Here is a 26,554-nt window from a genome sequence, read left to right as displayed (position 1 = left end):
TCCCCCTCAGCATTACTCACTCATACACGTAAATCTATACCCCGCCAGTAACCACGCATGATGCTGCCCATACCGGGACGGCCTGTGCCTGCGTGTCATATGGCGGTAAGGACTATTACTATGTACGCAAAATGTTTCCTGGCCTGTAACAGTGCTGGTCGCCTGACCGGTGCCAGAACCGCACTGCGCTCTCCCGGCGAACGATACACCTGCCATCACTGTGGGAGTGACCTGGTGCTGCACACTGACGCTGAGCGCCCGTGGTTTACGCATACCGATGCTGCACTCACTGTAGGCAGGCAAGGCTGTCCGTACATCCAACCAGACATTGATGAAGTTCTGTTAATACTCCAGCTACGACGTTACGTACCGAATGCAATGCCGGTGATAGGGCCTGGTGTGCATCACTGCCCGTTATATGAATACCGCAGGGCCGGGGAGGTCTTATGCTTATGATGTCGTGCCACCTCGCTCTCAACAGCAAGGGGGCGATGAGCCGCTCCCGGGACGCCATTAGCGAATCTGCTGATGGCTGGCGCTGTACGTCCTGCGGATGTCGTCTGGTGCTGCACCCGGGAGACGATGATACCCCTCCCTGGTTTGAGCATGACCAGACGTCAGCAGATGCATCTGCTCTGGCATACTGCCAGTATCGTCAGCACCGTGACGGATTGCCGGGTGAACGCTTCAGAGTGATGTTGTACTCCGTTCATGGACAGGATATCCGCATGGCGACGGAGTCCTGGTACTGTGTCTGGTGCGGATGTCATTACGAGGGCGAGAAGCATTGCGCGGTCTGTAACACCGGTATCTACAGCATCGAAGACACGGTCGGGCAGGGTGACATCCATCCAATTGAAGATCCGGCACAGTGCCCACCAGCAGACCTGGGAGGATACTGACCATGGCGATACGGTTCAGACCAACAGAATATGTGATTACTGCTGATGGCGAATGGGTGGCTGTTGATGCGCTCTCATATCAGCATACCAAGCCGCTGTTATGTGGATCCTGCCATACGCCAGCCACCGTGACGCAGGGTGATAATGGCTGGCAGCTGGTTCACCGACCGCGTTCAGAAGCCGACAGACGGCGGGTGATTCGCTGTTGTTACCGTCCTCCCACATTTTCGACAGGGATCCGGGGATTGTAAGTCATCATCACTGGACAGTGCGTCGATACAGAATGCCGACATGCCGTGTTCAGCGAGAGCCAGATGCAATTAGCCGAACTCTGGCCAGTATGACCTGTATAGACACACCGTCAAAATACGCCCGATATCTCCCCACCCTGCTGGTGTCCATTCGCCGGCATCTTGTCTTCCGCTAAAAGAACAGAGAGTACCCTTTATGAATTATTACTCCCCCATTTCTGATGCGGGTAATGCGGTAACCCTGCGAACTTTTCTGTAGCAGGCAGTTGACCCTTATCCCATGCTGGTGGCATTGAGTGTTACCAACGGTGCGAAAGTGATCCATATCCGACACCTGAAATCTGTACAGTCCGGGGACATAGTGAACACTTGTTCGGGGACATGGTAGACACTTACAACTAAGGCATAAGAACCCGTTTATGGAGTCGCTTATGCCCTGGGATGCGAGAGATACCATGTCATTACGTTCCGAGTTTGTTCTGTCCGCCTCACAAGACGGGGCGAACATCCGTTCCCTCTGCCGTCACTACGGCATTTCTCCCGCCACTGGCTACAAGTGGCTTCGCCGCTGGGCTGAGGAAAGCACATCCGGTCTTCTGGACCGTCCCCGGACGCCTCATTATTCTCCCAACCGCTCGCCCGACGACATCACTGACCTGCTGCGTATCGCCCATGTCCGTCATGAGCGCTGGGGCGCGCGCAAGATAAAACGCTGGCTCGAAGACCAGGGGCACCGTATGCCCTCCTTCAGCACCGTCCATAACCTGATGGCCCGTCACGGTCTGCTGCCGGGTACGGCTCCGGGTATTCCGGCCGCAGGACGCTTCGAACATGACGCGCCGAACCGGCTCTGGCAGATGGATTTTAAGGGCCACTTCCCCTTCGGCGGGGGCCGTGCCTTCCGTTCACCCTGCAGGATGACCACTCCCGTTTCTCCCTGTGTCTGGCACCCTGCACCGATGAACGCCGTGAGACCGTGCAGCAACAGCTGGTCAGCGTGTTTGAACGCTACGGGTTGCCAGACCGGATGACGATGGACAACGGCTCACCGTGGGGCGACACCACCGGCACCTGGACGGCACTGGAGTTGTGGCTGATGCGCCAGGGTATCCGGGTGGGGCATTCCCGGCCATATCATCTGCAGACACAGGGTAAGTGGTTCACAGACAGCGGTGAGCTGCAGCGTGCTTTCGACCACTGGCGTACGGTGTATAACCTTGAACGGCCCCATGAAGCACTGGGTATGGCCGTTCCTACCTCGCGATATCAGCGGGACGCTGAGCATAAAAGGTATCAGTCTAAATGCAGGCAAAGCGTTCAGGGGGGAGCGGGTCGGGCTGAAGGAGACGCTGGAGGATGGCTGCTATGAAGTGTGGTGGTGCAGTACAAAGGTGGGGGTGATCGACCTGAAGAAAAAGTCGATCACCATGGGTAAAGGATGTTAAAAAGTGTTCACCATGTCCTCGGACCGTACAAACCAGAGCTAGGGGGATAAATCTGCTCTCCTGATTTGGGGGAGCTTATGGTTACTTTTGAGACAGTTATGGACATTAAAATCTTGCATAAGCAGGGGGCTGAGCATTCGTGCAATAGCCAGAGAACCGATTATCTCCCATAATACCGTAAAGCTTTAATATTGGGGTGCTGTCTGCTAATCAGGTATGATCAAGCGGATGATCATCTGAATGAGCGATCCCCGTAATAAATTTTTTGAGGTACAATGGCTTCCTTGATTTTCTAGGGATGAAGATAACGGAAAATACGTGATCTTGCAGACAATCGTCCTTTGCAACCATGCTAGATACCGCACTTTATATTTTCATGATGATTTTTATATTTTAGGGGGATGGCCGTGATAAAAAAAATTTGCCAGGTGATTGACGGGGAGTACGTCTGTGATATTGATATCAGCGTGGAGGAATGGAAAGATTTATTAGTGAATGAAAAAGTTTTTGATGAAAAGAGTATTACAGCGTTAAAAAAATGGTTCATTGAACCAAATCATTCTTGCACATGCTTCGATATTGGTAAAAAGTACGAACTGCACAGTATGAGTGCTAATGGTGTTATTAACGGACTGGGTGGGAGAGTTCAAAAAGAACTTGGTCGATTTGAAGTTGAAGGTATCGGAAATATCGCGTCCGGTACAAAATTTATTACAGTCATGAAGAGTAAAGAAATCGTCGGGAAACCCAAAAGAAATTTATGGACAATTCGTGAGGAACTTGTTCAGGCAATTAATGAACTTGATTTTTTTGGTACAACAGAAATGGCCTGCAGTGAGTATTACTCTGACGCTGAGTTGATCAATGCCATAGAGGAAAGTAATATCTTCGACGACGCTCAGACGTTTGAATATACAGGAGAAGCCAAACCAAAGAAAAATGCAATAGAAGTAAAAAATGGCCTCTCGTATCCCAGGAGTAAAGGGGTATCCAAAAATGCACTGAATAAAGCAGGTTACATATGTGAAATCAATAGCGATCACCCAACCTTCAGAAGGCGAAACTCATCCTTAAATTATACTGAACCTCATCACATTGTACCTATGTCCAGGCAAGATGATTTCGACACCTCTCTTGATGTCGAAGAAAATATAATATCTCTGTGTTGCAATTGCCATAAACAAATTCACCTTGGACAGGGTTATGAAGATATGCTGAAAGAAATATACACTGCGAGAAAAAGGTTATTAAAAAAAGTTGGTATTGATATATCACTGGAAAACTTGATTCTTTATTACAAAATGGAAAGTAAGTGAGTTTCAAACGAGAGTGATACCTTCGTTTTATTGGTCGGGATGAACAGCAGATGATGTTTCCGGCAAGTATCTGGTTCAGAAACTTTCTGTTAAAAAAGAGGTAAAAGTAGTCTTGAGCCCTGACTGCGAATTGCCATTGCGCATGACCAGAGAACAGGACGACCCCCTGCCAAACCCAGGCATGAGAAACACCTTTAAAACATAGACTTAATTAAAATCAGCAATTCCCATCGAAATAATAAGCAAGCAGAATTGGCTCAGGTGAATTTCACTCGGTGCAGTGCATGCGTTGGGGGGGTTAAAATGAAAAACCCGAAATTAATCGGGTTTTGATTAGTTAACGATTAACAGGTTCCCGTACCTGGGAACAATCTGACTATACGCGCAATATAATATTTCCACAATCATTATTTTTGACTGCTAAGCCATTTATTCATCTGCTCAATTTCTCCTTTTGTGCTTTAATGATGTCCTGCGCGAGTTTTCTCATTTCAGGATCTCTCCCGTACTTCAGCTCGGTTTCAGCCATTGCTATTGCCCCTTCATGGTGTGCAACCATGCCTTTTGCAAAAGCCTTGTCGGGATCGGATTCATTAACGGAACCCATCATTTTGTCATGCATGCTTTTCATCCCTGACATATATTTCTGTGAAGATGCCGATGAGGACACATTCAGAAATTTTCATTTCTGAATGTTATGCGGAAATTGCTGGCAGCGACAGCAACAATATAACAGAAAGAGTTTTTTTTATTTTCATAAAATAAATCCTTTTCGAGTAGGTATTGTTTAATTGTAGCAGAGTCAGATAAAAAAGCCCCCAGACGGGGGCCAAAATACAGCAACATAACAACATATTCCGCTTAAGGAATAATCCAAGGAAAGGGTAAATGCACGGGTATCACAGTCACATTCAGCCAGCATTCATCATGCGGCGGTGTGCATCGGCCATAGCCTGATGCGGGCCGGACTGACCGTTATTCATGAATTCATGGGCAACAGCCGCTCTTTCATGGTCATTCATCGCCGCGTATGAGGTCGACGGGCTGGTAGCGGAAACGGGGTTATTCCCCATCATCTTCTGGTGACTTTCCGCGATTTTCTGGTGCGCATCAGCTGAACCATTATTCATAGTTTCATGGGCAATAATGGCTTGTTCATGCTGATCCATACCAGCTATACGGGAATCCCCCCCCTGAATCTGGGCAGGAGCGGAAGCAGACTGCATCTGATGAGCAGGTGCCTGTGCATTATTGACACGCTCATGGATATTCACGGTTTCAGCGGCCCATGTCGCAGAAATTAATCCAAAACCTAACACCGAAGCTATTACGATATTATTCATGGTAACTCTCCATTTTTAAATCAATGATGTCCGGGAAATCACGACCTGTTTCTTCAGTTGTATCTCTGAAAATGCCAGTCTTCTCTGGCAAGTGACTGTACATTCATTACCTGAGGTACTCTGACGCTATGTAATGATGGAGTCGTCCAGACTTCCTGATAAGTTGCAAAAATTATACCGAATGGCTTCTGTTCGTAGCATGACAGGCTGATGACATCTTTGTAATATTATCAGTGGGGTATGATCGGATTCATTTTGCTCAGTCTTGGTACAGATAAAATGAAACGAGTCGAGTGTATATCCGATTCCACGTGTACTTTTCCGTGATGGGCCTCCACGATTGACTTTACAATAGCAAGGCCTATGCCGCTGCCTTCGCCTTTTCGTTGTCTGGACGGATCCACCCGATAAAACCGGTCAAACAGCCGTGGTAAATGTTCTTCAGGGATTGGCCTTCCGGGATTTTCAATCATCAGCTTAAAACAGCAGTCCTGTTCACTTATTGAGACGTCGATCGCCTGTCCCTCCGGCGTATAGCGCAAGGCATTGGATAACAGGTTATTAATTGCTCTTCTGAACATCTGTGGATCCCCTTCTGCTAGACAGGACATCCCGTTAAACCTCAGTGTGATATTGCGTTCTTCCGCCCAGGCTTCGAAGAACTCAAAGACTTTCATGACTTCGGCACTCAGGTCAAACATGACCTTGTCAGGAATCAGTTGATTATTGTCCGCCTGAGCCAGAAACAGCATGTCGCTGACCATTTTGGTCATCCGGTTGTATTCTTCAAGGCTGGAGTAGAGAATATCCTCAAGCTCCTGCTGCGATCGATCCTGACTCAGTGCAATTTCAGTCTGCGTCACCAAGTTGGTGATCGGGGTTCTGATTTCGTGCGCAATATCGGCAGAGAAATTGGCCTGACGGGTAAAAACATCCTCTATCTTTTCAATCATGTGATTGAACGAGATAACCAGTTGCTCCAGTTCAATAGGAACGCGAGCGGGTTCCAGCCGCGCATCAAGGTTTTCAGAAGTAATATTTTTAATGGCGTTGCTGACATTGCGAAGGGGCAGATGCCCCTGGTGGACAGTAATTCGAATGATCAGAATAATCAGCAAGCTTATCACGACGGCAATGGCAATCAGATTCTTTTTCAGCGCATCGAGATAGTGAAGATGGAAATTAATAGAGAGTCCGGTCAGCATGACATAGTGCTGCTGTTTACCCTGAAATATCGCCTGACCAGAGGAGGCGATAATTCTGTAGGTTTCCATTTTCATTCCGGAGCCGGAAAACATCGGTTCAGCCGGATCTTCCACCGTCCAGAGAAACACGTCCCGGACGCGAGTGTGCTCGCTAAAGTCTGCTGAATTCAGGGCCGATCGTAATGCTGATCCCTGCGCTGAACTAAACAGCACCTCTCCCTGCGGGCTAAGGAGCAAAAGGGCAATATTACGGTAACTGGCAATCGACTCCTTTATTTTACTTATTTTTTTCTCATCCGCATCCGCCGGAGACTGCAGTATTCGGTTCAGTGTGGTGCTGATTTGCTGCAGATCGCTGACATCCTGCTCGGCAAAATGCTTTTCAACGGAATGCAGCATAAACCAGGTAAACGCAATAAAAGCCAGTATTGTGGACAGACTGATGAAAAAGGTCAGCCTCAGGGCAAGTGAAAATGGGCGTCTGGAAAACTTGTTACGCATCCGGAACCTCCAGCATGTAGCCCACGCCCCGGACTGTCTGGATCAGTTTTGCCTCGTAATCATTGTCTATTTTCGCGCGAAGCCGCTTTACAGCGACATCAATCGCGTTGGTATCACTGTCAAAGTTCATATCCCAGACCTGGGAAGCAATCAGCGAACGAGGTAATACTTCGCCCTGATGGCGAATGAAAAATTCCAGCAGGCTGAACTCCTTACTGGTGAGTACAATGCGGTTCCCCCCGCGGCTGACTTTTCTGGAAACGAGATCAACCGAGAGGTCAGCCACCTTAAACTGGCTTTCTGTGATCACCGTGTTCCCCCGTCTCAGAAGAGTTCTCACCCGGGCGAGCAGTTCGGCAAATGCAAAGGGTTTAACCAGGTAATCATCCGCCCCCAGCTCAAGTCCTTTGACCCTGTTTTCAATCGTGCCAAGGGCCGTCAGCAGTAATACCGGCATCCCCTTTCCGGCAGTGCGCAGCATGCGGATGATATCCCAGCCGTTCACATCAGGCAGCATGATGTCCAGAATGACTAAATCATACTCGGCTGTCATGGCGAGATGATATCCGGTAAGACCATTATCAGCGTGATCCACTATGAACCCTGCCTCTGTAAGCCCTTTGCTGAGATATTCACCTGTTTTAATTTCGTCTTCGACGATCAATATTTTCATCTTGCTCCCCGGCTGGCTGCTAAGGTCATTCTATTGCGCTCACGATCGTTATCAACGGATTACAGCAAAAATGACAACATTGTCATTATCCTGTCACCCGGCAAACAGAGAGCGTTCGGTAAAGTACCCCTATCAATACTCTGGACTTCATTTGAACCATTTACCAGGTCTGCCTGGAAGAGAAGCGTTATGTTCAAATTAAAATTACTCAGCATTAGCACGATATTCATCCTGGCCGGTTGTGTCTCTCTGGCACCAGAATATCAGCGCCCGGCAGCACCGGTACCCCAGCAGTTTTCGCTGTCCCGAAACAGCCTGACGCCAGCAGTGAATGGTTATCAGGATACGGGCTGGCGTAACTTTTTTGTCGATCCCCAGGTTACACGGCTGATTACTGAAGCTCTGAATAATAACCGTGATTTGAGAATGGCTGCCCTGAAGGTTGAAGAGGCCCGAGCCCAGTTCAACGTCACGGATGCAGATCGTTATCCGCAGTTGAATGCCTCATCAGGGATCACATACAGCGGTGGACTGAAAGGCGACAAGCCGACGACACAGGAGTATGACGCGGGTCTGGAGCTCAGCTATGAGCTCGATTTTTTCGGCAAGCTTAAGAACATGAGTGAAGCTGACCGTCAGAACTACTTTGCCAGTGAAGAAGCCCGTCGGGCCGTGCATATCCTGCTGGTTTCCAACGTTTCACAGAGCTATTTCAGCCAGCAACTGGCGTATGAACAACTCCGTATCGCGCGTGAAACGCTAAAAAATTATGAACAGTCCTATGCTTTCGTTGAGCAACAGCTGGTGACCGGGAGTACGAATGTCCTGGCGCTTGAACAGGCAAGGGGACAAATCGAAAGTACCCGCGCAGAGATAGCCAAACGAGAAGGCGATCTGGCACAGGCAAATAATGCCCTGCAGCTTGTACTGGGAACGTACCGTGCACTTCCGTCAGAAAAAGGGATGAAGGGCGGTGAGATCGCGCCAGTAAAACTGCCACCAAACCTGTCCTCACAAATTTTACTGCAGCGCCCGGATATCCTGGAAGCTGAATACCAGCTAAAAGCAGCTGATGCCAATATTGGCGCAGCGCGAGCGGCCTTTTTCCCGTCCATTACCCTGACCAGTGGCCTTTCCGCAAGCAGTACGGAGTTGTCCAGCCTCTTTACGTCAGGAAGCGGAATGTGGAATTTTATTCCTAAAATTGAAATTCCTATTTTTAATGCTGGCAGGAACAAAGCCAATCTGAAGCTGGCTGAAATTCGCCAGCAACAGTCGGTGGTTAATTACGAACAAAAAATTCAGTCAGCCTTTAAGGATGTTTCCGACACGCTTGCGCTGCGCGATAGCCTTAGCCAGCAACTTGAGTCACAGCAGCGTTATCTTGATTCACTTCAGATAACCCTGCAGCGTGCCAGAGGATTGTATGCAAGTGGTGCTGTCAGTTACATCGAAGTGCTGGATGCAGAACGTTCCCTCTTCGCGACACAGCAAACCATCCTCGATCTTACCTATTCCCGACAGGTTAACGAAATTAATCTGTTTACCGCGCTGGGTGGCGGCTGGGTAGAGTAAATTTATTCAATTAATCAGGAAATTAAAAATGCGTAATTCACTTAAAGCCGTTTTATTTGGTGCCTTCTCTGTCATGTTTTCTACCGGTCTTCATGCTGAGACACATCAGCATGGCGATATGAATGCTGCCAGTGATGCTTCGGTACAGCAGGTTATCAAGGGCACCGGTATCGTTAAAGAAATTGATATGAATAGTAAAAAGATTACCATTTCGCACGAAGCAATCCCGGCGGTGGGCTGGCCTGCAATGACCATGCGCTTCACTTTTGTTAATGCAGACGACGCTATCAATGCCCTGAAAACCGGCAACCATGTCGATTTCTCGTTTATTCAGCAGGGCAATATCTCCTTACTCAAAAGCATTAACGTTACGCAATCCTGATTAACAGTCCGGAGCGGATACATCCAGTGCGCCTGAACATTCATTATGGGATCACTGTGAATGAATGATCGGGCGCATATGCCAGGTGTTTTGATTTTTCAGCGAGAAATTGTATGGCTTCTTTAAAGATAAAATATGCTGCAATAATTATCAGCAGCCTCATAGCAGGAGGGCTGATATCGGTTACTGCCTGGCAGTATGTAAACTCATCACAAAAAACAGTACAAACAGAACAAAAGGCACCGGAGAAAAAGGTACTTTTCTGGTATGATCCGATGAAACCGGATACCAAATTTGATAAACCCGGAAAATCTCCCTTTATGGATATGGACCTGGTGCCAAAATATGCTGATGAAAGTGGCGATAAAAGCAGTAGCGGGATCCGCATTAACCCAACTCAGGTTCAGAACCTGGGATTAAAAACACAAAAAGTCGCTCGTGGAGCACTGAATTACTCCCAGACTATTCCGGCTAACGTCAGTTATAACGAATATCAGTTTGTCATTGTACAGGCGCGTTCTGACGGTTTTGTCGAAAAAGTGTATCCCCTGACGATTGGCGATCATGTAAAGAAAGGCACTCCGCTTATCGATATCACCATTCCTGAATGGGTTGAGGCACAAAGTGAGTTCCTGCTGTTATCCGGTACCGGTGGAACGCCAACGCAAACCCGAGGCGTTCTTGAACGGCTTCGCCTGGCCGGTATGCCGGAAGAGGATATTCAAAGGCTGCGTTCAACCCGTACAATCCAGACCCGTTTTACCATTAAAGCACCTATTGATGGTGTCATTACTGCATTTGACCTGCGCACCGGCATGAATATTTCGAAAGATAAGGTGGTGGCTCAGATTCAGGGGATGGACCCGGTCTGGATCAGCGCTGCAGTGCCGGAATCTATCGCCTATCTGCTGAAAGATACGTCGCAATTTGAAATTTCGGTACCGGCTTATCCGGATAAAACATTCCATGTCGAAAAATGGAACATTCTTCCCAGCGTGGATCAGACAACCCGTACGCTTCAGGTCCGTCTCCAGGTTTCTAATAAGGATGAGTTTCTTAAGCCGGGCATGAATGCCTACCTGAAACTGAATACCCAAAGCCAGGAAATGTTGCTGATACCAAGCCAGGCCGTTATCGATACCGGCAAAGAACAGCGCGTGATTACGGTCGATGATGAAGGCCATTTTGTGCCAAAACAGATCCACGTTTTGCATGAATCACAGCAACAGTCCGGCATTGGTTCCGGCCTGAATGAAGGGGATAACGTGGTAGTCAGCGGCCTGTTCCTCATTGACTCTGAAGCCAATATTACGGGCGCGCTGGAACGTATGCGTAATCCTGAAAAAGCAGAAAACAGTTTGCCAGTAATGCCTGAGCAGCCTGCAAATATGCATTCAGGACACTGAGGAGACGACGATGATTGAATGGATTATCCGGCGCTCTGTCGCCAACCGTTTCCTGGTCATGATGGGTGCCCTGTTTCTCAGCATCTGGGGCACATGGACGATTATTAACACGCCGGTTGATGCCCTGCCTGACCTGTCAGATGTGCAGGTAATCATTAAAACCAGCTATCCCGGCCAGGCTCCTCAGATTGTTGAAAACCAGGTCACCTATCCGCTCACGACTACCATGCTGTCGGTGCCGGGCGCAAAGACCGTGCGCGGTTTTTCTCAGTTCGGTGACTCTTATGTGTATGTCATTTTTGAAGATGGAACAGATCTGTACTGGGCCCGCTCGCGCGTGCTGGAATATCTTAATCAGGTTCAGGGTAAACTTCCTGCCGGCGTAAGTTCAGAAATCGGTCCAGATGCCACAGGCGTGGGCTGGATATTTGAATATGCGTTGGTTGATCACAGCGGGAAACACGACCTTTCAGAACTGCGCTCTCTGCAGGACTGGTTCCTGAAATTTGAACTGAAAACCATTCCGAACGTGGCTGAGGTCGCTTCGGTTGGCGGCGTGGTGAAACAGTATCAGATCCAGGTTAATCCGGAGAAATTGTCCCAGTACAGTGTCAGCCTGCCTGAAGTTAAACAGGCTCTTGGATCGTCTAACCAGGAGGCCGGTGGTTCGTCCGTTGAAATTGCAGAAGCAGAGTACATGGTCCGTGCCAGCGGATATCTTCAGTCCATTGATGATTTTAATAATATTGTTCTGAAAACAGGCGAGAACGGTGTACCGGTTTATCTGCGTGATGTCGCTCGCGTACAGATCGGGCCAGAAATGCGGCGCGGGATAGCAGAGCTTAATGGTCAGGGAGAAGTTGCCGGCGGCGTGGTGATTCTGCGGTCGGGTAAAAATGCGCGAGACGTTATCACAGCAGTAAAAGACAAACTGGAAACGTTGAAGGCCAGCCTGCCTGAGGGGGTCGAAATCGTGACCACCTACGATCGCAGTCAGCTTATCGACAGGTCAATTGACAATCTCAGTTATAAGCTCCTTGAAGAGTTCATCGTTGTTGCCATTGTCTGTGCCCTGTTCCTCTGGCATGTTCGTTCTGCCCTGGTGGCAATTATTTCTCTGCCACTTGGCCTGTGTATCGCCTTTATCGTCATGCACTTCCAGGGACTGAACGCCAATATTATGTCGTTGGGAGGGATAGCCATTGCCGTCGGCGCAATGGTGGATGCCGCTATTGTCATGATTGAAAATGCGCACAAACGGCTGGAGGAGTGGGATCATCAACATCCAGGAGAGCAGATTGATAACGCCACCCGCTGGAAAGTCATTACTGACGCCTCCGTGGAAGTGGGACCTGCACTGTTCATCAGTCTGCTGATTATCACCCTTTCGTTCATTCCTATCTTTACCCTTGAAGGACAGGAAGGGCGTCTGTTTGGCCCGCTGGCGTTCACGAAAACCTATTCCATGGCAGGAGCGGCCGCGCTGGCTATTATCGTCATTCCTATTCTGATGGGATTCTGGATCCGCGGGAAAATCCCTGCCGAGACCAGTAACCCCCTCAACCGGATGCTGATTAAAGCGTATCATCCGTTGCTGTTACGGGTATTGCACTGGCCAAAAGCAACCCTGCTGGTTGCGGCCTTGTCCATCTTCACGGTTATCTGGCCACTGAGCCAGGTCGGCGGTGAGTTTTTGCCGAAGATCAACGAAGGTGACCTGCTGTATATGCCGTCAACGTTGCCAGGCGTCTCTCCGGCGGAAGCAGCGGCGCTACTGCAGACCACGGATAAGTTAATCAAAACCGTTCCTGAAGTGGCCTCTGTATTTGGCAAGACCGGTAAGGCAGAGACCGCAACGGATTCCGCGCCACTCGAAATGGTGGAAACCACCATTCAGCTGAAACCTGAGGATCAGTGGCGGCCAGGCATGACTATTGACAAGATTATCGACGAACTTGATAAGACCGTCCGTCTGCCTGGTCTGGCTAACCTCTGGGTGCCGCCAATTCGTAACCGTATTGATATGCTCTCTACCGGTATCAAAAGCCCGATAGGTATCAAGGTATCCGGGACTGTTCTGTCCGATATCGATGCGACGGCACTGAGTATCGAAGCGGTAGCCAAAACCGTGCCGGGCGTGGTTTCTGCTCTCGCTGAACGTCTGGAGGGTGGGCGCTACATTGACATCGATATTAACCGTGAGAAAGCCTCCCGCTATGGAATGACTGTAGGAGATGTTCAGCTGTTCGTCTCCTCAGCTATAGGTGGCGCAATGGTAGGTGAAACCGTTGAAGGTGTGGCCCGGTACCCAATCAATATCCGCTACCCGCAGGATTACCGGAATAGCCCTCTGGCTCTGAAACAAATGCCAATCCTGACGCCAATGAAGCAACAAATCACGTTGGGAGATGTTGCTGACGTTAAAGTAGTTTCCGGGCCAACCATGCTGAAAACGGAAAACGCCCGACCAGCCAGCTGGATTTATATCGATGCACGCGACAGGGACATGGTGTCGGTGGTCAATGATATTAAGACAGCTATCAGTCAGAAAGTGAAACTGAAACCAGGTACCAGCGTGTCATTCTCCGGACAGTTTGAATTACTTGAACACGCCAACAAGAAACTGAAACTGATGGTGCCGATGACGGTGATGATCATTTTCATCCTGTTATATCTGGCATTCCGTCGGGTTGATGAGGCCTTACTTATCCTGATGAGTCTGCCGTTCGCCCTGGTTGGCGGGATATGGTTCCTGTACTGGCAGGGCTTCCATATGTCAGTCGCAACCGGAACCGGGTTTATCGCCCTGACCGGTGTGGCAGCAGAGTTTGGCGTGGTCATGCTGATGTATCTGCGTCATGCCATTGAAGCGCATCCGGAACTGTCAAACAAAGAAACGTTCACACCGGAAGGTCTTGATGAAGCCCTTTATCATGGTGCCGTGCTGCGTGTCCGGCCGAAAGCCATGACCGTGGCGGTGATCATCGCGGGTCTGCTGCCGATACTCTGGGGAACCGGCGCAGGTTCAGAAGTCATGAGCCGTATTGCGGCCCCCATGATTGGTGGGATGATCACGGCTCCGCTGCTGTCCCTGTTCATTATACCTGCCGCCTATAAACTCATCTGGCTGCGCAGACATAAAAAGAGCGTGTCATAACCCTGAAAGGGCACCCCTGCGGGTGTCCTTTTGCATAAATTCACCCTGACGTCAGGGTTTATATCGATAACATACAGAGGTGAGTATGAAAAAAATAATTTTAATGACCCTGGCTTTTGGCCTTTCACTGCCCGCGATGGCGAGTGAAAAAGTGATTGATATGTATAAATCTGAAAACTGTGGATGCTGTTCCCTATGGGGTAAGGCGATGGAAAATGACGGGTTTGAGGTGCGGACCCACGTCATGAATGATCAGGCTCTGTCAGCCCTGAAAGAAAAATATGCTGTTCCTGCTGGACTGAGAAGCTGCCATACCGCGGTTGCTGGTAATTTGATCATTGAAGGCCATGTGCCTGCAGCCACGATACATAAGGCAATGCAGTCTGGTTCAGGGATTTATGGCCTTGCCACCCCCGGCATGCCTGCGGGGAGCCCGGGAATGGAGATGGGGGCCCGTAAAGAGGCTTACGATGTTATCGCATTCTCACCGGAGGGCAGTAAAAAGGTCTTCCAGCGAATCGAATAGTCAGCGGAACGGCTGATAACGGGACGCCGGCAGCAGGCACTCCTGTGCCGGTGACATTCGTGGTAATCGCATCCATGACATAACCTGAATACAGAAGATGCTTCAGGTTTGCATAAGGAGAGTTACTGTGAAAAATGACAATGCAGTGCAACACAACAACCAGACTGCTTCTGAACAGACATTATCCCCGGACGAGAGTCACGTATTGCATAAGGTGAGAGATCCCGTGTGCGGGATGGAAATCCTGCCCGACAAGACGCACAGCAGCATTCGATACCAGGAGCATCAGCTTTATTTCTGCTCCGCCAGCTGTGAGAGTAAATTTAAAGCCCATCCCGATCGTTATCTTACAGAAGATGCCAGTGAACATTCCCATCACCATCACCACGAAGTCATCCCTGATCAGATAAAACAGCCTCACCACCAGGCGGAGAACGATATTTCTGAAGGTGTGTGGACATGTCCGATGCACCCGGAGATACGCCGCAGTGGTCCCGGAAGCTGTCCTGTCTGTGGAATGGCACTGGAACCGCTCGTAGCCACGGCATCCACGGGGCCGAGTGATGAACTTCGCGACATGACAAGACGCTTCTGGCTGGGGTTGTTGCTGGCGTTTCCGGTTCTGATACTCGAAATGGGATCTCATCTGTTTCCCGCTTTGAGGAATACAGTATCACCACAGTACAACACATGGCTGCAGCTGCTTCTGGCCTCTCCTGTCGTGTTGTGGTGTGGCTGGCCATTTTTCGCCCGGGCCGGAATGTCGTTACGTAACCGCTCCCTGAATATGTTTACCCTTGTTGCTATGGGGACCGGCGTAGCCTGGGTTTACAGCGTCATTGCAACCGTCTTCCCCTCCTGGTTTCCTGCATCGTTCAGAAACATGGATGGCCTGGTGGCCGTTTATTTTGAAGCCGCGGCAGTAATTACGGTGCTTGTATTGCTGGGACAGGTTCTTGAGCTGCGGGCACGGGAACAAACCTCAGGTGCCATTACTGCGCTTCTGAACCTTGCCCCCAAAACCGCCAGGCGGCTGGATCATGACGGTCATGAAACGGATATTAATGCGGAAGATGTCCTGCCAGGCGATAAGCTCCGCATCAGACCTGGAGAGAGTATTCCGGTCGACGGTATCGTGGTCGAAGGCAAAACAACCGTGGATGAATCGATGGTGACCGGGGAGTCTATGCCGGTTACCAAAACGGAGGGTGAACCCGTCATTGGGGGGACGATTAATCAGACAGGTAGTCTTATCATCCGTGCAGAGAAAGTCGGTGATGAAACGATGCTCTCACGAATTGTTCAGATGGTCGCTGATGCACAGCGTTCGCGGGCCCCCATCCAGAGAATGGCTGACAGCGTTTCAGGCTGGTTTGTTCCTCTGGTGATACTTATCGCGGTTGTTGCTTTCATGATCTGGTCTGTCTGGGGGCCCGAGCCCAGGATGGCGCACGGTCTCATTGCGGCTGTGTCGGTCCTGATTATTGCCTGTCCCTGCGCGCTGGGGCTGGCCACGCCGATGTCGATAATGGTGGGGGTGGGCAAAGGAGCCCAGGCCGGGGTGTTAATTAAGAATGCCGAAGCCCTTGAGCGTCTTGAAAAAGTGGACACGCTGGTTGTCGACAAAACAGGCACGCTCACGGAAGGTTCGCCGACGGTGACAGGGATTATCAGTCTTAATCCGGGTGGGGAAACATCTCTTTTGCGTGTAACGGCCGCAGTGGAAAAAGGCTCGCAGCATCCGCTGGGTATGGCAGTAGTTAAAGCAGCGCAGGAAAAGGGGATCGCAATACCCGCAGTCACTCATTTCGATGCGCCGTCGGGTAAAGGTGTCACAGGCGATGTCGAAGGTCAATGGGTTGTTATTGGTAATGAACTGGCTATGCAGGAAAACAGTATCGTTATTGAAAATCAAAAGGCCATTGCGGATACGTTGCGGATGGAAGGCGCTACCGTTATCTATGTGGCCACGGACGGGGACCTTGCAGGCCTGATAGCTATCTCGGATCCCGTGAAAGCATCCACGCCGGATGCGCTTAAAGCGTTGCGTCAGGCGGGGATCCGCATTGTTATGCTCACCGGGGATAACCAGCTTACTGCTGAAGCAGTCGCACGGAAACTGGGAATAGATGAGGTTGAAGCAGGGATTCTGCCGGATGGCAAAAAAGCAGTGATAACCCGACTGAAAGAGTCTGGCCATGTGGTTGCGATGGCCGGAGACGGTGTGAATGATGCCCCGGCTCTGGCAGCGGCTGACGTGGGTATAGCCATGGGAACGGGTACAGATGTGGCAATTGAAAGTGCCGGAGTCACCCTTCTCAAAGGCGACCTGATGATACTGAACAGGGCCCGTCATCTGTCAGAGATCACCATGAAAAATATCCGACAGAATCTGTTTTTTGCATTTATCTACAACGCACTTGGTGTGCCTGTGGCTGCAGGTCTGCTTTATCCTGTGTATGGAATACTGCTGTCGCCAGTTATTGCGGCGGCGGCCATGGCTCTTTCTTCCGTCAGCGTCATTGTGAATGCGTTGCGTCTGAAAAGTGTCAGGCTCGGGAAATAACACTGGTGAAGGGGTTGTTACGAACAGAAGGAGTCCAGTATGAAAAGTACCACCTATGCGCTTATTGCTGTCGCCGCGATCGCGGCATTTGCCCTCCTGCGCGAACACTGGTCACATGTGGCAGGTTACTGGCCATATCTGTTATTGCTGGTCTGCCCGCTAATGCATCTTTTCCACGGCCACGGAGGGCATGGAGATCATCAACATCACGGAAGTGAAAACGATAAAAAAAATTAATCCGGCAAACGGGGCCGCGTCGCGGTCCCGTTATCAGTCCAGGTATCGTTCGTAGTCTCTGGCATGCGCAAAGGCATGCTGTTCAAGTTTGTTATCAGCGGGTGCCGCTGCCCGGAACGCCAGTGAGTTAACAGGATTGTTATTGATGACCAGCTCGTAATGCAGATGAGGACCGGATGAACGTCCACTGTTACCGGATAACGCAATAGCGCCTCCCCGGGTAACCCTGGCCCCTTTGGTAACGAGTATTTTATTGAGGTGGAGATAGCGAGTTTTAACACCGGCTTTTCCCGTTACTTCAACAAAATATCCCATGGTACTGTTGTATTCGGCCCGGGTGATTTTTCCGTCGATGACACTGACTATTTTTGTGTTCATGGGCATGGAATAATCAATGCCATTATGGGGACTCACTTTTCCCGATACAGGGTTAAGTCTTGCAGGATTGAAAGGCGAGCTGAGTCTTGCTGCGGCTGGTAACGGATAATCGAGACTGCCTTTCCCGGAAGTATCGGAAAGGTTATAGAACTTTTTGTCTGATATACGATACGCCGTGTAATTAAATGAACCGGACGTAAATTTATAGGCCACTACACGTGATTTTCCCGCTTTCTTTTGCAGTACGAGTTTTAATGATTCATTTTTTTTCAAATGCCGAAGATTAAACCGGGAAGGCAAAGAGCGCTGAAGGATAGCGATCTCGTTCGATTCCAGCCCCGAGCGCGTGGCTGAAAGGTAAGCATTTTCTTTTACGACATCGGTAGAATACATTTACTGGAATTCGCCGTTAGCATGAACACTGCGGCGTATGCTAGGGGTTTTCAGGAGGCGTGTCATCTGTCAGTTAATCGGGAGCACCGTTGATGGTCGTCATTTTTGTAACATATCTTGTTTCCCGTTTGCTCCTGAAGCTCTGGGAACTGTATGACCAGCCCGACGGTGATGATTAACGGGTCTGAAACAGGTTACGGCAGAGCAATATGAGGCTCATGGCCTGCGACGTAACCCGTCAGTGAAGCCCTGCTGCGCACCTGACGCTAAGCACTAACTCGCCTGCCGTTACCTGGACGAATAAAGGCCGCGAAGCTTTCTTGCCTGCGTCTGATGAGCTTCCGCACCGGCATTATTGACCTGCTCATGCACGAGGGCGGCTTTCTCTCCGGCATTCAGTTCGTTAAAAGAAGAAGAGGAGGTCTTTGAATTTGCACCACTGTCGGACAGCATTTTTTTATGTTCCTCAATCATTTTCTGATGTGCATAGGACGCGCTGTTGTTCATAAATGAATGAGCAACAATGGCCCTTTCATGTTCATTCATTTCAGAGAATGAGGGCGTGCTGTTTTTATTAATCATGTCCGGCAAATTTTCATGCGTCGAGGAATTCACATGACTGACGGCTGAGGCATTATTAACAAATCGATGTGCTTCATGGGCAATATCACTGGACTGAGCAAAAGCTGCCCCACAAAATAAAGCTGTAAACGCAGTGGTTGTGATTAATATATTCATGTGTAATTACCTTCTGAGGTACATAAAAGATGTCCTTACGATCATATATAAAAATAATCAACCTGTGGGGAAGATGACGTAAATGTAATACAGCTATGTACATTACACGATTGTAATGAATTTGTTTCTTAAGGTGTGCTAGCTTCATTTCATTGTAAGAGGATGAACCAGTAATTTAATTTAAATCGGTTCTCGAATTCTGTCAGTAACCATACTTTAAATAAGGGAACGCGCATGCTGTTGAAAACGTCTCGACGAACTTTCCTGAAGGGGTTAACCCTCTCTGGCGTAGCCGGAAGTCTTGGCGTATGGAGTTTCAATGCGCGTTCCAGTCTGAGCCTGCCAGTTGCCGCATCCCTGCAGGGTACTCAGTTTGACCTGACCATTGGTGAAACGGCCGTCAATATCACGGGCAGTGAGCGTCAGGCCAAAACAATCAATGGAGGCCTGCCGGGGCCCGTTCTTCGCTGGAAAGAAGGTGACACCATTACCCTGAAGGTCAAAAACCGTCTTAATGAACAGACGTCCATTCACTGGCACGGCATTATTCTTCCGGCCAATATGGATGGTGTTCCGGGGCTGAGTTTTATGGGCATAGAGCCTGATGATACCTACGCTTACACCTTTAAGGTTAAGCAGAACGGGACTTACTGGTACCACAGCCATTCCGGTCTGCAGGAACAGGAGGGGGTATACGGTGCCATTATCATCGATGCCAGGGAGCCAGAACCGTTTGCTTACGATCGTGAGCATGTGGTCATGTTGTCTGACTGGACCGATGAAAATCCTCACAGCCTGCTGAAAAAATTAAAAAAACAGTCGGATTACTACAATTTCAATAAACCAACCGTTGGCTCTTTTTTCCGTGACGTGAATACCCGGGGGCTGTCAGCCACCATTGCCGATCGGAAAATGTGGGCTGAAATGAAAATGAATCCGACTGACCTCGCGGATGTCAGTGGCTACACCTACACCTATCTCATGAACGGGCAGGCCCCGCTGAAAAACTGGACCGGACTGTTCCGTCCCGGTGAAAAGATACGCTTACGGTTTATCAACGGCTCGGCGATGACCTATTTCGATATCCGTATCCCCGGGCTGAAAATGACGGTCGTGGCTGCAGATGGCCAGTATGTAAACCCGGTTACCGTTGACGAATTCAGGATTGCCGTTGCCGAAACCTATGATGTCATTGTGGAGCCTCAGGGTGAGGCCTATACCATCTTCGCACAATCCATGGACAGGACCGGTTACGCTCGGGGGACACTGGCCACGAGAGAGGGGTTAAGTGCTGCCGTTCCCGCCCTCGATCCCCGCCCTCTGTTGACCATGGAAGATATGGGTATGGGAGGAATGGGACATGATATGGCAGGAATGGACCACAGCCAGATGGGAGGCATGGATAACAGCGGAGAGATGATGTCTATGGACGGTGCTGACCTTCCGGATAGCGGGACATCCTCCGCGCCCATGGATCACAGTAGCATGGCCGGTATGAATCATTCCCAGATGGCCGGAATGCCGGGTATGCAAAGTCATCCTGCGTCAGAAACGGATAACCCACTGGTTGATATGCAGGCGATGAGCGTCTCTCCGAAATTAAACGATCCGGGTATTGGTCTTCGAAATAACGGAAGAAAGGTTCTCACGTACGCGGATTTGAAAAGCCGCTTTGAGGATCCTGACGGACGTGAACCTGGCCGCACCATAGAACTGCATTTAACCGGCCACATGGAAAAGTTTGCCTGGTCATTTAACGGAATCAAGTTTTCAGATGCCGCACCGGTGCTGCTGAAATACGGTGAGCGGCTCAGGATCACGCTGATCAACGATACCATGATGACTCACCCCATTCACCTGCATGGTATGTGGAGCGATCTGGAAGATGAAAACGGTAATTTCATGGTTCGTAAACACACAATAGATGTCCCCCCTGGTACAAAACGCAGTTACAGAGTGACAGCAGATGCACTTGGACGCTGGGCGTATCACTGCCATTTGCTCTATCACATGGAAATGGGAATGTTTCGTGAAGTCCGGGTGGAGGAATGATGCGAATGAAGAGAAATTTGAAGGCCATACCTGTTCTGGTCGCCGGTTTGTTTACCTCACAGCTTTCTATTGCGGCGGGCTTCGTCTCTGCAGATCCCCACGCCGGGCACGACATGTCTGCCATGCAGATGCCAGCAGATGAGAATTTCACTGAGATGACGTCAATGGAGCCCATTGTAACCGAGAGCAGAACGCCAATTCCGCCTGTTACCGATGCCGACCGGAAGGCTGCATTCGGCAATTTACAGGGGCATGCGATTCACGACAGTGCGATTAATTATCTGGTTCTGCTGGATCAACTGGAATGGCAACGGTCGGATAACACCAACAATTTCAGCTGGAGTGTTAACAGCTGGATTGGAGGCGACACAGACCGGCTTTGGCTAAAGAGCGAAGGCGAACGAAGCAATGGGGAAACGGAGGCGGCTGAAGCGCAGTTACTCTGGGGACATGCGGTTGGCCCCTGGTGGGATTTGGTTGCGGGTGTCAGGCAGGATTTCAGACCTGCTTCTGCCCAGACCTGGGCTGCTGTCGGTTTTCAGGGGCTGGCACTCTATAATTTTGAATCTGAAATTACGGGGTTTGTCAGTAATGGCGGAAAAGCAGCCCTTCGTCTGGGAGGAGAATACGACGTTTTACTGACTAACCGGCTCATACTCCAGCCATCCTATGAGGTGAATTTCTACAGTCAGGATGATGAATCGCGGGGTCGCGGCAGGGGACTGACTGACACAGAACTGGGGCTCCGGCTGCGCTATGAAATACGCCGTGAGTTTGCACCCTATATAGGCGTTTCCTGGAATCAACTTTACGGGAAAACATCCGATATGGCGAAAAGAGAAGGTGAGAAAGACCATCAGGTAGTATTCCTGGCGGGAGCCAGAATCTGGTTTTAACGCACCGATATAAAACACTCAACTAAACAGGTAAATAAAATGTCGATTTTAAATAAAGCCATTCTTACAGGTGGCCTCGTTATGGGCGTTGCTTTCTCTGCTATGGCCCATCCTGAATTAAAAAGTTCTGTCCCGCAGGCAGATTCAGCCATAGCGGCCCCGGAAAAGATCCAGCTTAATTTCACAGAAGATCTGACTGTGAAATTCTCAGGGGCTAAATTAACAATGACCGGGATGAAAGGCATGTCATCCCATTCGCCAATGCCAGTCGCGACAAAAGTGGCACCAGGTGCTGACCCTAAATCAATGGTCATTATCCCACGAGAACCTCTGCCAGCCGGCACTTATCGTGTTGACTGGCGCGCGGTTTCTGCAGATACACACCCTATTACCGGCAATTACACTTTTACAGTGAAGTAATATTATGAACGACCTGATTATGATTGTTATTCGTTTTCTTCTTTATCTTGATTTGATGGTAATATTTGGATTGCCATTTTTTCAGATATATGGAATAAGCAGTGTCAGACATGAAACGTATAACCTGACTAATTTCAGGTCGTTTATAACCTTTGCTGTTGTTGCAGGCATCATTCTTACTGGCATTAATATGCTCCTGGTATCTAATGCCATGAGCGGAGTAACTGATCTCAGAGAATTATCTATCCATATTATCGAGATGGTGATAGAAGAAACGGATGTAGGTATTAGCTGGATTGTCAGACTCTGTGCCCTGTTTACCACTCTCGGTGCTTTGTTCCTTTACACTAATAAGAGAGTATTGTCCTGCCTGCTGATGACGATGAGTGGGGGCGTGGCGCTGGCTACACTTGCCTGGGGAGGACACGCCGTCATGCATGACGGTCTGCATTACTATCTCCATTTACTGAGCGATCTGACTCATCTCGGCGCTGCAGGTGCCTGGACAGGTGCTCTGGTTGCATTTGCTATCCTGCTGATGCGCAGAAACGCGCATAATGCACAGAGCGTCATTGTGATATCTGACTCCCTGGCAAAATTTGCCACGGCAGGTACGGTGATTGTTGTAGCCCTGATCCTGAGTGCGCTGGTCAACTATCTGTATATTGCTGAGGGTAACTTAAACCCCTTATTCAACAGCTCCTGGGGGGGGATATTGCTTGCTAAGACGGCTCTGTTTGTTCTGATGCTTCTTCTGGCTGCAGCAAACCGGTTTCACCTGGGTCCCCGGCTTGAAGTTATGGTCAGGGAAGGGAATTATGATCGCAGCGTTGCCCTGATGCGAAACAGCATCCTGACAGAATTCGTTGTTGCGATTATCATTCTGGGCGCCGTTGCGTGGCTCGGAATGCTTGCTCCGTCTCAGGTCAGCTAGGGGACAGCCAAAGCTCATGCGTGAGATTTTTACTTTCATATCAGCGAGTTGACCATGCAGCGTATTTTAATCGTTGAAGACGAACAAAAAACAGGTCGTTACCTGCAGCAGGGACTGATTGAGGAAGGCTATCAGGCCGATCTCTTTAATAATGGCCGCGATGGTCTCGGGGCCGCGTCGAAGGGACAGTATGATTTGATAATACTGGACGTGATGCTGCCTTTCCTCAACGGGTGGCAAATCATCAGCGCACTGAGGGAGTCCGGGCATGAAGAACCGGTCCTGTTTTTAACCGCAAAGGACAACGTGCGGGACAAAGTGAAAGGACTGGAGCTTGGCGCAGATGACTATCTGATTAAGCCCTTCGATTTTACAGAGCTTGTTGCACGTGTAAGAACCTTGCTGCGACGCGCCCGCTCGCAGGCCGCCACAGTTTGCACTATCGCCGATATGACCGTTGATATGGTGCGCCGGACCGTGATCCGTTCGGGGAAGAAGATCCATCTCACCGGTAAAGAATACGTTCTGCTTGAGTTGCTGCTGCAACGCACCGGAGAAGTGTTACCCAGGAGTCTTATCTCGTCCCTGGTCTGGAATATGAACTTTGACAGTGACACGAATGTGATTGATGTCGCCGTGAGACGCCTGAGAAGTAAAATTGATGATGACTTTGAGCCAAAACTGATCCATACCGTTCGTGGTGCCGGATATGTCCTGGAGATCAGAGAAGAGTGAGGTTCAAAATTTCCCTGACCACGCGCCTGAGCCTGATTTTTTCTGCAGTGATGCTTACGGTATGGTGGTTATCCAGTTTTATGCTGGTGAGCACCCTGAATGGCTATTTCGATAATCAGGACCGCGATTTTCTGACAGGTAAACTTCAGCTCACCGAAGAGTTTCTTAAAACAGAGACGTTCCGGAACAAAACGGATATTAAGTCATTATCAGAAAAAATAAACGATGCGATGGTAGGGCACAATGGTTTATTCATTTCTATAAAAAACATGGAAAATGAAAAAATTGTTGAACTTTATGCCAAAAATTCTGTTGTTCCAGCGGTCCTGCTTAATAAGTCGGGTGATATTCTCGACTATATGATCCAGACGGAAGAAAATAACACCGTGTACCGCAGTATCTCGCGGCGGGTTGCCGTGACGCCGGAACAGGGTAAAAGTAAACATTTCATCATTACGGTTGCCACGGATACTGGGTATCACACCCTGTTTATGGATAAGCTCAGTACCTGGCTGTTCTGGTTCAATATCGGTCTGGTCTTTATTTCTGTTTTTCTGGGCTGGCTGACCACACGTATTGGTCTGAAACCGTTACGGGAAATGACCAGTCTGGCTTCCTCCATGACCGTACACAGCCTTGATCAGCGTCTTAATCCCGATCTGGCTCCACCGGAAATCTCTGAGACCATGCAGGAATTCAATAACATGTTCGATCGCCTGGAGGGGTCATTTCGGAAACTGTCAGATTTCTCGTCTGACATCGCGCATGAGCTGCGCACACCAGTCAGTAATCTGATGATGCAGACGCAGTTTGCACTGGCTAAGGAAAGGGATGTTTCGCATTACCGCGAAATTTTATTCGCTAACCTGGAAGAACTGAAAAGGTTGTCACGAATGACCAGTGACATGCTTTTTCTGGCACGTTCAGAGCATGGTCTGCTGCAGCTGGATAAACATGATGTAGATCTGGCAGCCGAACTGAATGAATTACGTGAGTTATTCGAGCCCCTGGCAGACGAAACAGGAAAGACAATCACGGTTGAAGGAGAGGGCGTTGTTGCCGGAGACAGCGATATGCTGCGACGTGCTTTCAGTAACCTGCTTTCCAATGCAATCAAGTATTCTCCCGATAACACCTGTACAGCGATACACCTTGAGCGTGACAGTGACTGTGTGAACGTGATGATTACGAATACGATGTCTGGCCCGGTTCCCGCTAATCTGGAACGCCTGTTTGACCGGTTCTATCGCGCAGACTCATCTAGGGTCCACAATACGGAAGGTGCGGGGCTGGGATTATCAATTACAAGGTCGATCATTCATGCTCACGGCGGCGAGCTGTCAGCAGAACAGCAGGGGCGGGAAATTGTGTTCAGTGTGCGTCTGTTAACGGATTAATACTGTTATTCAGTAAAAATCCGGAAGGTGACAAAAATGTCATCATTTAGTCACGCGATAAACAGAGGCGGTTTTTTATAATCAGTCATAAATCAGGAGCAACGTGATAATTCAATCGCCCGGTTCCTGGCGTGATGATTAACCAGCCCTGAGATCAACTGCTTTCTCTGTTATAAGCATTGATTGTTCGGGTATGAAAACACCGGAGACCCAACCATGAAAAAAATTCTTGTATCCTTTATTGCCATGATGGCTGTCGCTTCATCTGCCTGGGCTGCAGAGACAATGAACATGCATGACCAGGTAAATAATGCCCAGGCGCCTGCCCATCAGATGCAGTCATCCGCTGAAAAAAGTGCAGTTCAGGGGGAGAGCATGAAAATGATGGATATGAGCGGTCACGATCAGGCCGCTATGTCCCATGAAATGATGCAAAACGGCAATTCTGCCGCCCATCAGGACATGGCTGAAATGCATAAAAAAATGATGAAAGCCAAACCTGAGAACACCCAAGAAACTGCTAAGCCATTTTCCGAAATGAGCGAGCATGAGAAAGCTGCTGTTGTGCATGAGAACGCGAAAAATGGCCAGTCTTCCGTTATTCATCAGCAGCAGGCGGAAAAGCATCGTAGCCAGGTTACCCAGAATTAACCCGCTGCTCCACTTGTCAGACCCTCATTTGATGCCGAAGTCACTGGTTTACGCTCCTTTCCGGGAGCGTTTTTTTGTAACATAAACCACTGTCATTGAGAATAAGCGTTGTTCCAGCACCGTCTAGCAGCTCCTGAAATTCCTGAGAGGATGCTGTGAGCCTCAAAAGTTAGACACCAGATCAAAAACTGAGGGCGTATGGCAAAATTTTCATTGGAATTCAAAAAGGAAGTGTCAGTGAAGTACCTGGAAGATGAGTTGAGTTTGAAATCTGTAGCCAGGATGTACGGCATCAGCCCCTGCACAGTAAGAAAATAGGTTTATGCCTACCGGGAGCATGGAATAGGCGTACTTACGGGTAAAGGTTCTGAACTTTAACTAGGGCTCTGTATGGGGTATGAGAAACCAGCTGTAAAAATCTTACCATCATGTGTCTCTAGGTGTTTGTATGATGGTACAAACTAGCTCGCTTAGG

General features: G+C 49.3%; 22 protein-coding genes and 3 pseudogenes. 19 read left to right on the top strand and 6 right to left on the bottom strand.

Annotated features, from left to right (window positions below; genetic code table 11):
* Positions 1-120: 120 nt before the first annotated feature.
* From ACWWFX_RS06145 to ACWWFX_RS06125, 5 genes and pseudogenes are all read left to right on the top strand, one after another.
* Complete coding sequence (locus ACWWFX_RS06145; protein ID WP_253897193.1) at positions 121-456, top strand: DUF7828 domain-containing protein; 336 nt, start codon at positions 121-123, stop codon at positions 454-456.
* Entirely contained in the window at positions 447-902 is a 456-nt protein-coding gene (locus ACWWFX_RS06140) for a zinc-ribbon domain-containing protein (RefSeq protein WP_253897194.1), read from the top strand. The genes ACWWFX_RS06145 and ACWWFX_RS06140 overlap by 10 nt, the downstream gene beginning before the upstream one ends.
* A gap of 682 nt (positions 903-1,584) precedes the next feature.
* Positions 1,585-2,598: pseudogene (locus ACWWFX_RS06135) on the top strand (DDE-type integrase/transposase/recombinase).
* 77 nt (positions 2,599-2,675) lie between these two features.
* Positions 2,676-2,781: pseudogene (locus ACWWFX_RS06130) on the top strand (helix-turn-helix domain-containing protein); the annotation flags it as partial.
* A 224-nt stretch (positions 2,782-3,005) separates the two neighbouring features.
* Complete coding sequence (locus ACWWFX_RS06125; protein WP_253897195.1) at positions 3,006-3,914, top strand: HNH endonuclease; 909 nt, start codon at positions 3,006-3,008, stop codon at positions 3,912-3,914.
* Between the two features lie 407 nt (positions 3,915-4,321).
* On the opposite strand, the pseudogene copM reads toward ACWWFX_RS06125, so the two are convergent.
* The 4 genes and pseudogenes from copM to silR form a co-directional block, all read right to left on the bottom strand.
* A pseudogene (gene copM / locus ACWWFX_RS06120) lies at positions 4,322-4,600 on the bottom strand (CopM family metallochaperone).
* Positions 4,601-4,825: 225 nt separating this feature from the next.
* Positions 4,826-5,257 (bottom strand): silver-binding protein SilE, encoded by a 432-nt coding sequence (silE, locus tag ACWWFX_RS06115; protein WP_253897196.1) that lies wholly within the window; start codon positions 5,255-5,257, stop codon positions 4,826-4,828.
* Positions 5,258-5,487: 230 nt separating this feature from the next.
* On the bottom strand, positions 5,488-6,963 hold the full coding sequence (locus ACWWFX_RS06110; RefSeq protein WP_253897197.1) for a Cu(+)/Ag(+) sensor histidine kinase: 1,476 nt from the start codon (positions 6,961-6,963) through the stop codon (positions 5,488-5,490).
* A complete protein-coding gene (silR, locus tag ACWWFX_RS06105) occupies positions 6,956-7,636 on the bottom strand; it encodes a copper/silver response regulator transcription factor SilR (RefSeq protein WP_253897198.1) in 681 nt (226 codons plus the stop codon). Before silR ends, ACWWFX_RS06110 begins: the two co-directional genes overlap by 8 nt.
* Before the next feature lie 189 nt (positions 7,637-7,825).
* Here silR and silC point away from each other — a divergent pair, with 189 nt between their 5' ends.
* The 7 genes from silC to ACWWFX_RS06070 all read left to right on the top strand — a co-directional run bounded on the left by silC (position 7,826) and on the right by ACWWFX_RS06070 (position 17,485).
* A complete protein-coding gene (gene silC, locus ACWWFX_RS06100; protein WP_253897199.1) occupies positions 7,826-9,211 on the top strand; it encodes a Cu(+)/Ag(+) efflux RND transporter outer membrane channel SilC in 1,386 nt (461 codons plus the stop codon).
* Positions 9,212-9,239: 28 nt separating this feature from the next.
* Positions 9,240-9,593 carry a cation efflux system protein CusF gene (gene cusF / locus ACWWFX_RS06095; protein ID WP_253897200.1) on the top strand — a complete coding sequence of 118 codons (354 nt, stop codon included), beginning with the start codon at positions 9,240-9,242 and terminating at the stop codon, positions 9,591-9,593.
* A 113-nt stretch (positions 9,594-9,706) separates the two neighbouring features.
* On the top strand, positions 9,707-10,999 hold the full coding sequence (gene silB / locus ACWWFX_RS06090; RefSeq protein WP_253897201.1) for a Cu(+)/Ag(+) efflux RND transporter periplasmic adaptor subunit SilB: 1,293 nt from the start codon (positions 9,707-9,709) through the stop codon (positions 10,997-10,999).
* Positions 11,000-11,009: 10 nt separating this feature from the next.
* Positions 11,010-14,156, top strand: coding sequence for a Cu(+)/Ag(+) efflux RND transporter permease subunit SilA (gene silA / locus ACWWFX_RS06085; protein ID WP_253897202.1), 3,147 nt, complete (start codon positions 11,010-11,012; stop codon positions 14,154-14,156).
* 85 nt (positions 14,157-14,241) lie between these two features.
* Entirely contained in the window at positions 14,242-14,682 is a 441-nt protein-coding gene (locus tag ACWWFX_RS06080) for a DUF411 domain-containing protein (protein WP_253897203.1), read from the top strand.
* Between the two features lie 97 nt (positions 14,683-14,779).
* On the top strand, positions 14,780-17,248 hold the full coding sequence (gene silP, locus ACWWFX_RS06075; RefSeq protein ID WP_253897204.1) for an Ag(+)-translocating P-type ATPase SilP: 2,469 nt from the start codon (positions 14,780-14,782) through the stop codon (positions 17,246-17,248).
* Positions 17,249-17,287: 39 nt separating this feature from the next.
* Entirely contained in the window at positions 17,288-17,485 is a 198-nt protein-coding gene (locus tag ACWWFX_RS06070) for a DUF2933 domain-containing protein (protein WP_000843494.1), read from the top strand.
* A gap of 33 nt (positions 17,486-17,518) precedes the next feature.
* Here ACWWFX_RS06070 and ACWWFX_RS06065 read toward each other — a convergent pair whose 3' ends face one another.
* Together ACWWFX_RS06065 and ACWWFX_RS06060 are read right to left on the bottom strand one after the other, a co-directional pair.
* Complete coding sequence (locus tag ACWWFX_RS06065) at positions 17,519-18,256, bottom strand: peptidoglycan DD-metalloendopeptidase family protein (protein WP_253897205.1); 738 nt, start codon at positions 18,254-18,256, stop codon at positions 17,519-17,521.
* Between the two features lie 288 nt (positions 18,257-18,544).
* Positions 18,545-18,994, bottom strand: a complete 450-nt coding sequence (locus tag ACWWFX_RS06060) for a copper resistance protein (RefSeq protein ID WP_276219163.1) — start codon at positions 18,992-18,994, stop codon at positions 18,545-18,547.
* A gap of 234 nt (positions 18,995-19,228) precedes the next feature.
* Between ACWWFX_RS06060 and pcoA the strand changes: the two genes are divergently transcribed.
* From pcoA to ACWWFX_RS06025, 7 genes are all read left to right on the top strand, one after another.
* Positions 19,229-21,046 carry a multicopper oxidase PcoA gene (gene pcoA / locus ACWWFX_RS06055; RefSeq protein ID WP_253897206.1) on the top strand — a complete coding sequence of 606 codons (1,818 nt, stop codon included), beginning with the start codon at positions 19,229-19,231 and terminating at the stop codon, positions 21,044-21,046.
* Positions 21,047-21,051: 5 nt separating this feature from the next.
* Positions 21,052-21,942: a copper resistance outer membrane transporter PcoB gene (gene pcoB / locus ACWWFX_RS06050; protein WP_253897207.1), complete on the top strand. Its 891-nt coding sequence runs from the start codon at positions 21,052-21,054 to the stop codon at positions 21,940-21,942.
* Between the two features lie 39 nt (positions 21,943-21,981).
* Positions 21,982-22,362, top strand: coding sequence for a copper resistance system metallochaperone PcoC (gene pcoC / locus ACWWFX_RS06045; protein ID WP_369701339.1), 381 nt, complete (start codon positions 21,982-21,984; stop codon positions 22,360-22,362).
* A gap of 55 nt (positions 22,363-22,417) precedes the next feature.
* Positions 22,418-23,296: a copper resistance inner membrane protein PcoD gene (pcoD, locus tag ACWWFX_RS06040; protein ID WP_327621812.1), complete on the top strand. Its 879-nt coding sequence runs from the start codon at positions 22,418-22,420 to the stop codon at positions 23,294-23,296.
* 54 nt (positions 23,297-23,350) lie between these two features.
* Complete coding sequence (gene pcoR / locus ACWWFX_RS06035; protein ID WP_061284930.1) at positions 23,351-24,031, top strand: copper response regulator transcription factor PcoR; 681 nt, start codon at positions 23,351-23,353, stop codon at positions 24,029-24,031.
* Positions 24,028-25,428: a copper resistance membrane spanning protein PcoS gene (gene pcoS / locus ACWWFX_RS06030; protein ID WP_061284931.1), complete on the top strand. Its 1,401-nt coding sequence runs from the start codon at positions 24,028-24,030 to the stop codon at positions 25,426-25,428. The genes pcoR and pcoS overlap by 4 nt, the downstream gene beginning before the upstream one ends.
* A 216-nt stretch (positions 25,429-25,644) precedes the next feature.
* Positions 25,645-26,079, top strand: a complete 435-nt coding sequence (locus tag ACWWFX_RS06025; protein ID WP_253897210.1) for a copper-binding protein — start codon at positions 25,645-25,647, stop codon at positions 26,077-26,079.
* Positions 26,080-26,554 lie beyond the last annotated feature (475 nt).

Source organism: Pseudocitrobacter sp. 2023LY-00077 (assembly GCF_055796175.1).
Note: the sequence above shows the minus strand (reverse complement) of the source record. Positions and strands in the feature narration are given on the sequence as shown.

What these genes read in the sequence shown, in the direction of transcription:
- ACWWFX_RS06145 (WP_253897193.1), top strand. Translation starts at nt 121, where the DNA reads ATGTACGCAAAATGTTTCCTGGCCTGTAACAGTGCTGGTCGCCTGACC.
- ACWWFX_RS06140 (WP_253897194.1), top strand. Translation starts at nt 447, where the DNA reads ATGCTTATGATGTCGTGCCACCTCGCTCTCAACAGCAAGGGGGCGATG.
- silE (WP_253897196.1), bottom strand. Translation starts at nt 5,257, where the DNA reads ATGAATAATATCGTAATAGCTTCGGTGTTAGGTTTTGGATTAATTTCT.
- ACWWFX_RS06110 (WP_253897197.1), bottom strand. Translation starts at nt 6,963, where the DNA reads ATGCGTAACAAGTTTTCCAGACGCCCATTTTCACTTGCCCTGAGGCTG.
- silR (WP_253897198.1), bottom strand. Translation starts at nt 7,636, where the DNA reads ATGAAAATATTGATCGTCGAAGACGAAATTAAAACAGGTGAATATCTC.
- silC (WP_253897199.1), top strand. Translation starts at nt 7,826, where the DNA reads ATGTTCAAATTAAAATTACTCAGCATTAGCACGATATTCATCCTGGCC.
- cusF (WP_253897200.1), top strand. Translation starts at nt 9,240, where the DNA reads ATGCGTAATTCACTTAAAGCCGTTTTATTTGGTGCCTTCTCTGTCATG.
- silB (WP_253897201.1), top strand. Translation starts at nt 9,707, where the DNA reads ATGGCTTCTTTAAAGATAAAATATGCTGCAATAATTATCAGCAGCCTC.
- silA (WP_253897202.1), top strand. Translation starts at nt 11,010, where the DNA reads ATGATTGAATGGATTATCCGGCGCTCTGTCGCCAACCGTTTCCTGGTC.
- ACWWFX_RS06080 (WP_253897203.1), top strand. Translation starts at nt 14,242, where the DNA reads ATGAAAAAAATAATTTTAATGACCCTGGCTTTTGGCCTTTCACTGCCC.
- silP (WP_253897204.1), top strand. Translation starts at nt 14,780, where the DNA reads ATGCTTCAGGTTTGCATAAGGAGAGTTACTGTGAAAAATGACAATGCA.
- ACWWFX_RS06070 (WP_000843494.1), top strand. Translation starts at nt 17,288, where the DNA reads ATGAAAAGTACCACCTATGCGCTTATTGCTGTCGCCGCGATCGCGGCA.
- ACWWFX_RS06065 (WP_253897205.1), bottom strand. Translation starts at nt 18,256, where the DNA reads ATGTATTCTACCGATGTCGTAAAAGAAAATGCTTACCTTTCAGCCACG.
- ACWWFX_RS06060 (WP_276219163.1), bottom strand. Translation starts at nt 18,994, where the DNA reads ATGAATATATTAATCACAACCACTGCGTTTACAGCTTTATTTTGTGGG.
- pcoA (WP_253897206.1), top strand. Translation starts at nt 19,229, where the DNA reads ATGCTGTTGAAAACGTCTCGACGAACTTTCCTGAAGGGGTTAACCCTC.
- pcoB (WP_253897207.1), top strand. Translation starts at nt 21,052, where the DNA reads ATGAAGAGAAATTTGAAGGCCATACCTGTTCTGGTCGCCGGTTTGTTT.
- pcoC (WP_369701339.1), top strand. Translation starts at nt 21,982, where the DNA reads ATGTCGATTTTAAATAAAGCCATTCTTACAGGTGGCCTCGTTATGGGC.
- pcoD (WP_327621812.1), top strand. Translation starts at nt 22,418, where the DNA reads ATGGTAATATTTGGATTGCCATTTTTTCAGATATATGGAATAAGCAGT.
- pcoR (WP_061284930.1), top strand. Translation starts at nt 23,351, where the DNA reads ATGCAGCGTATTTTAATCGTTGAAGACGAACAAAAAACAGGTCGTTAC.
- ACWWFX_RS06025 (WP_253897210.1), top strand. Translation starts at nt 25,645, where the DNA reads ATGAAAAAAATTCTTGTATCCTTTATTGCCATGATGGCTGTCGCTTCA.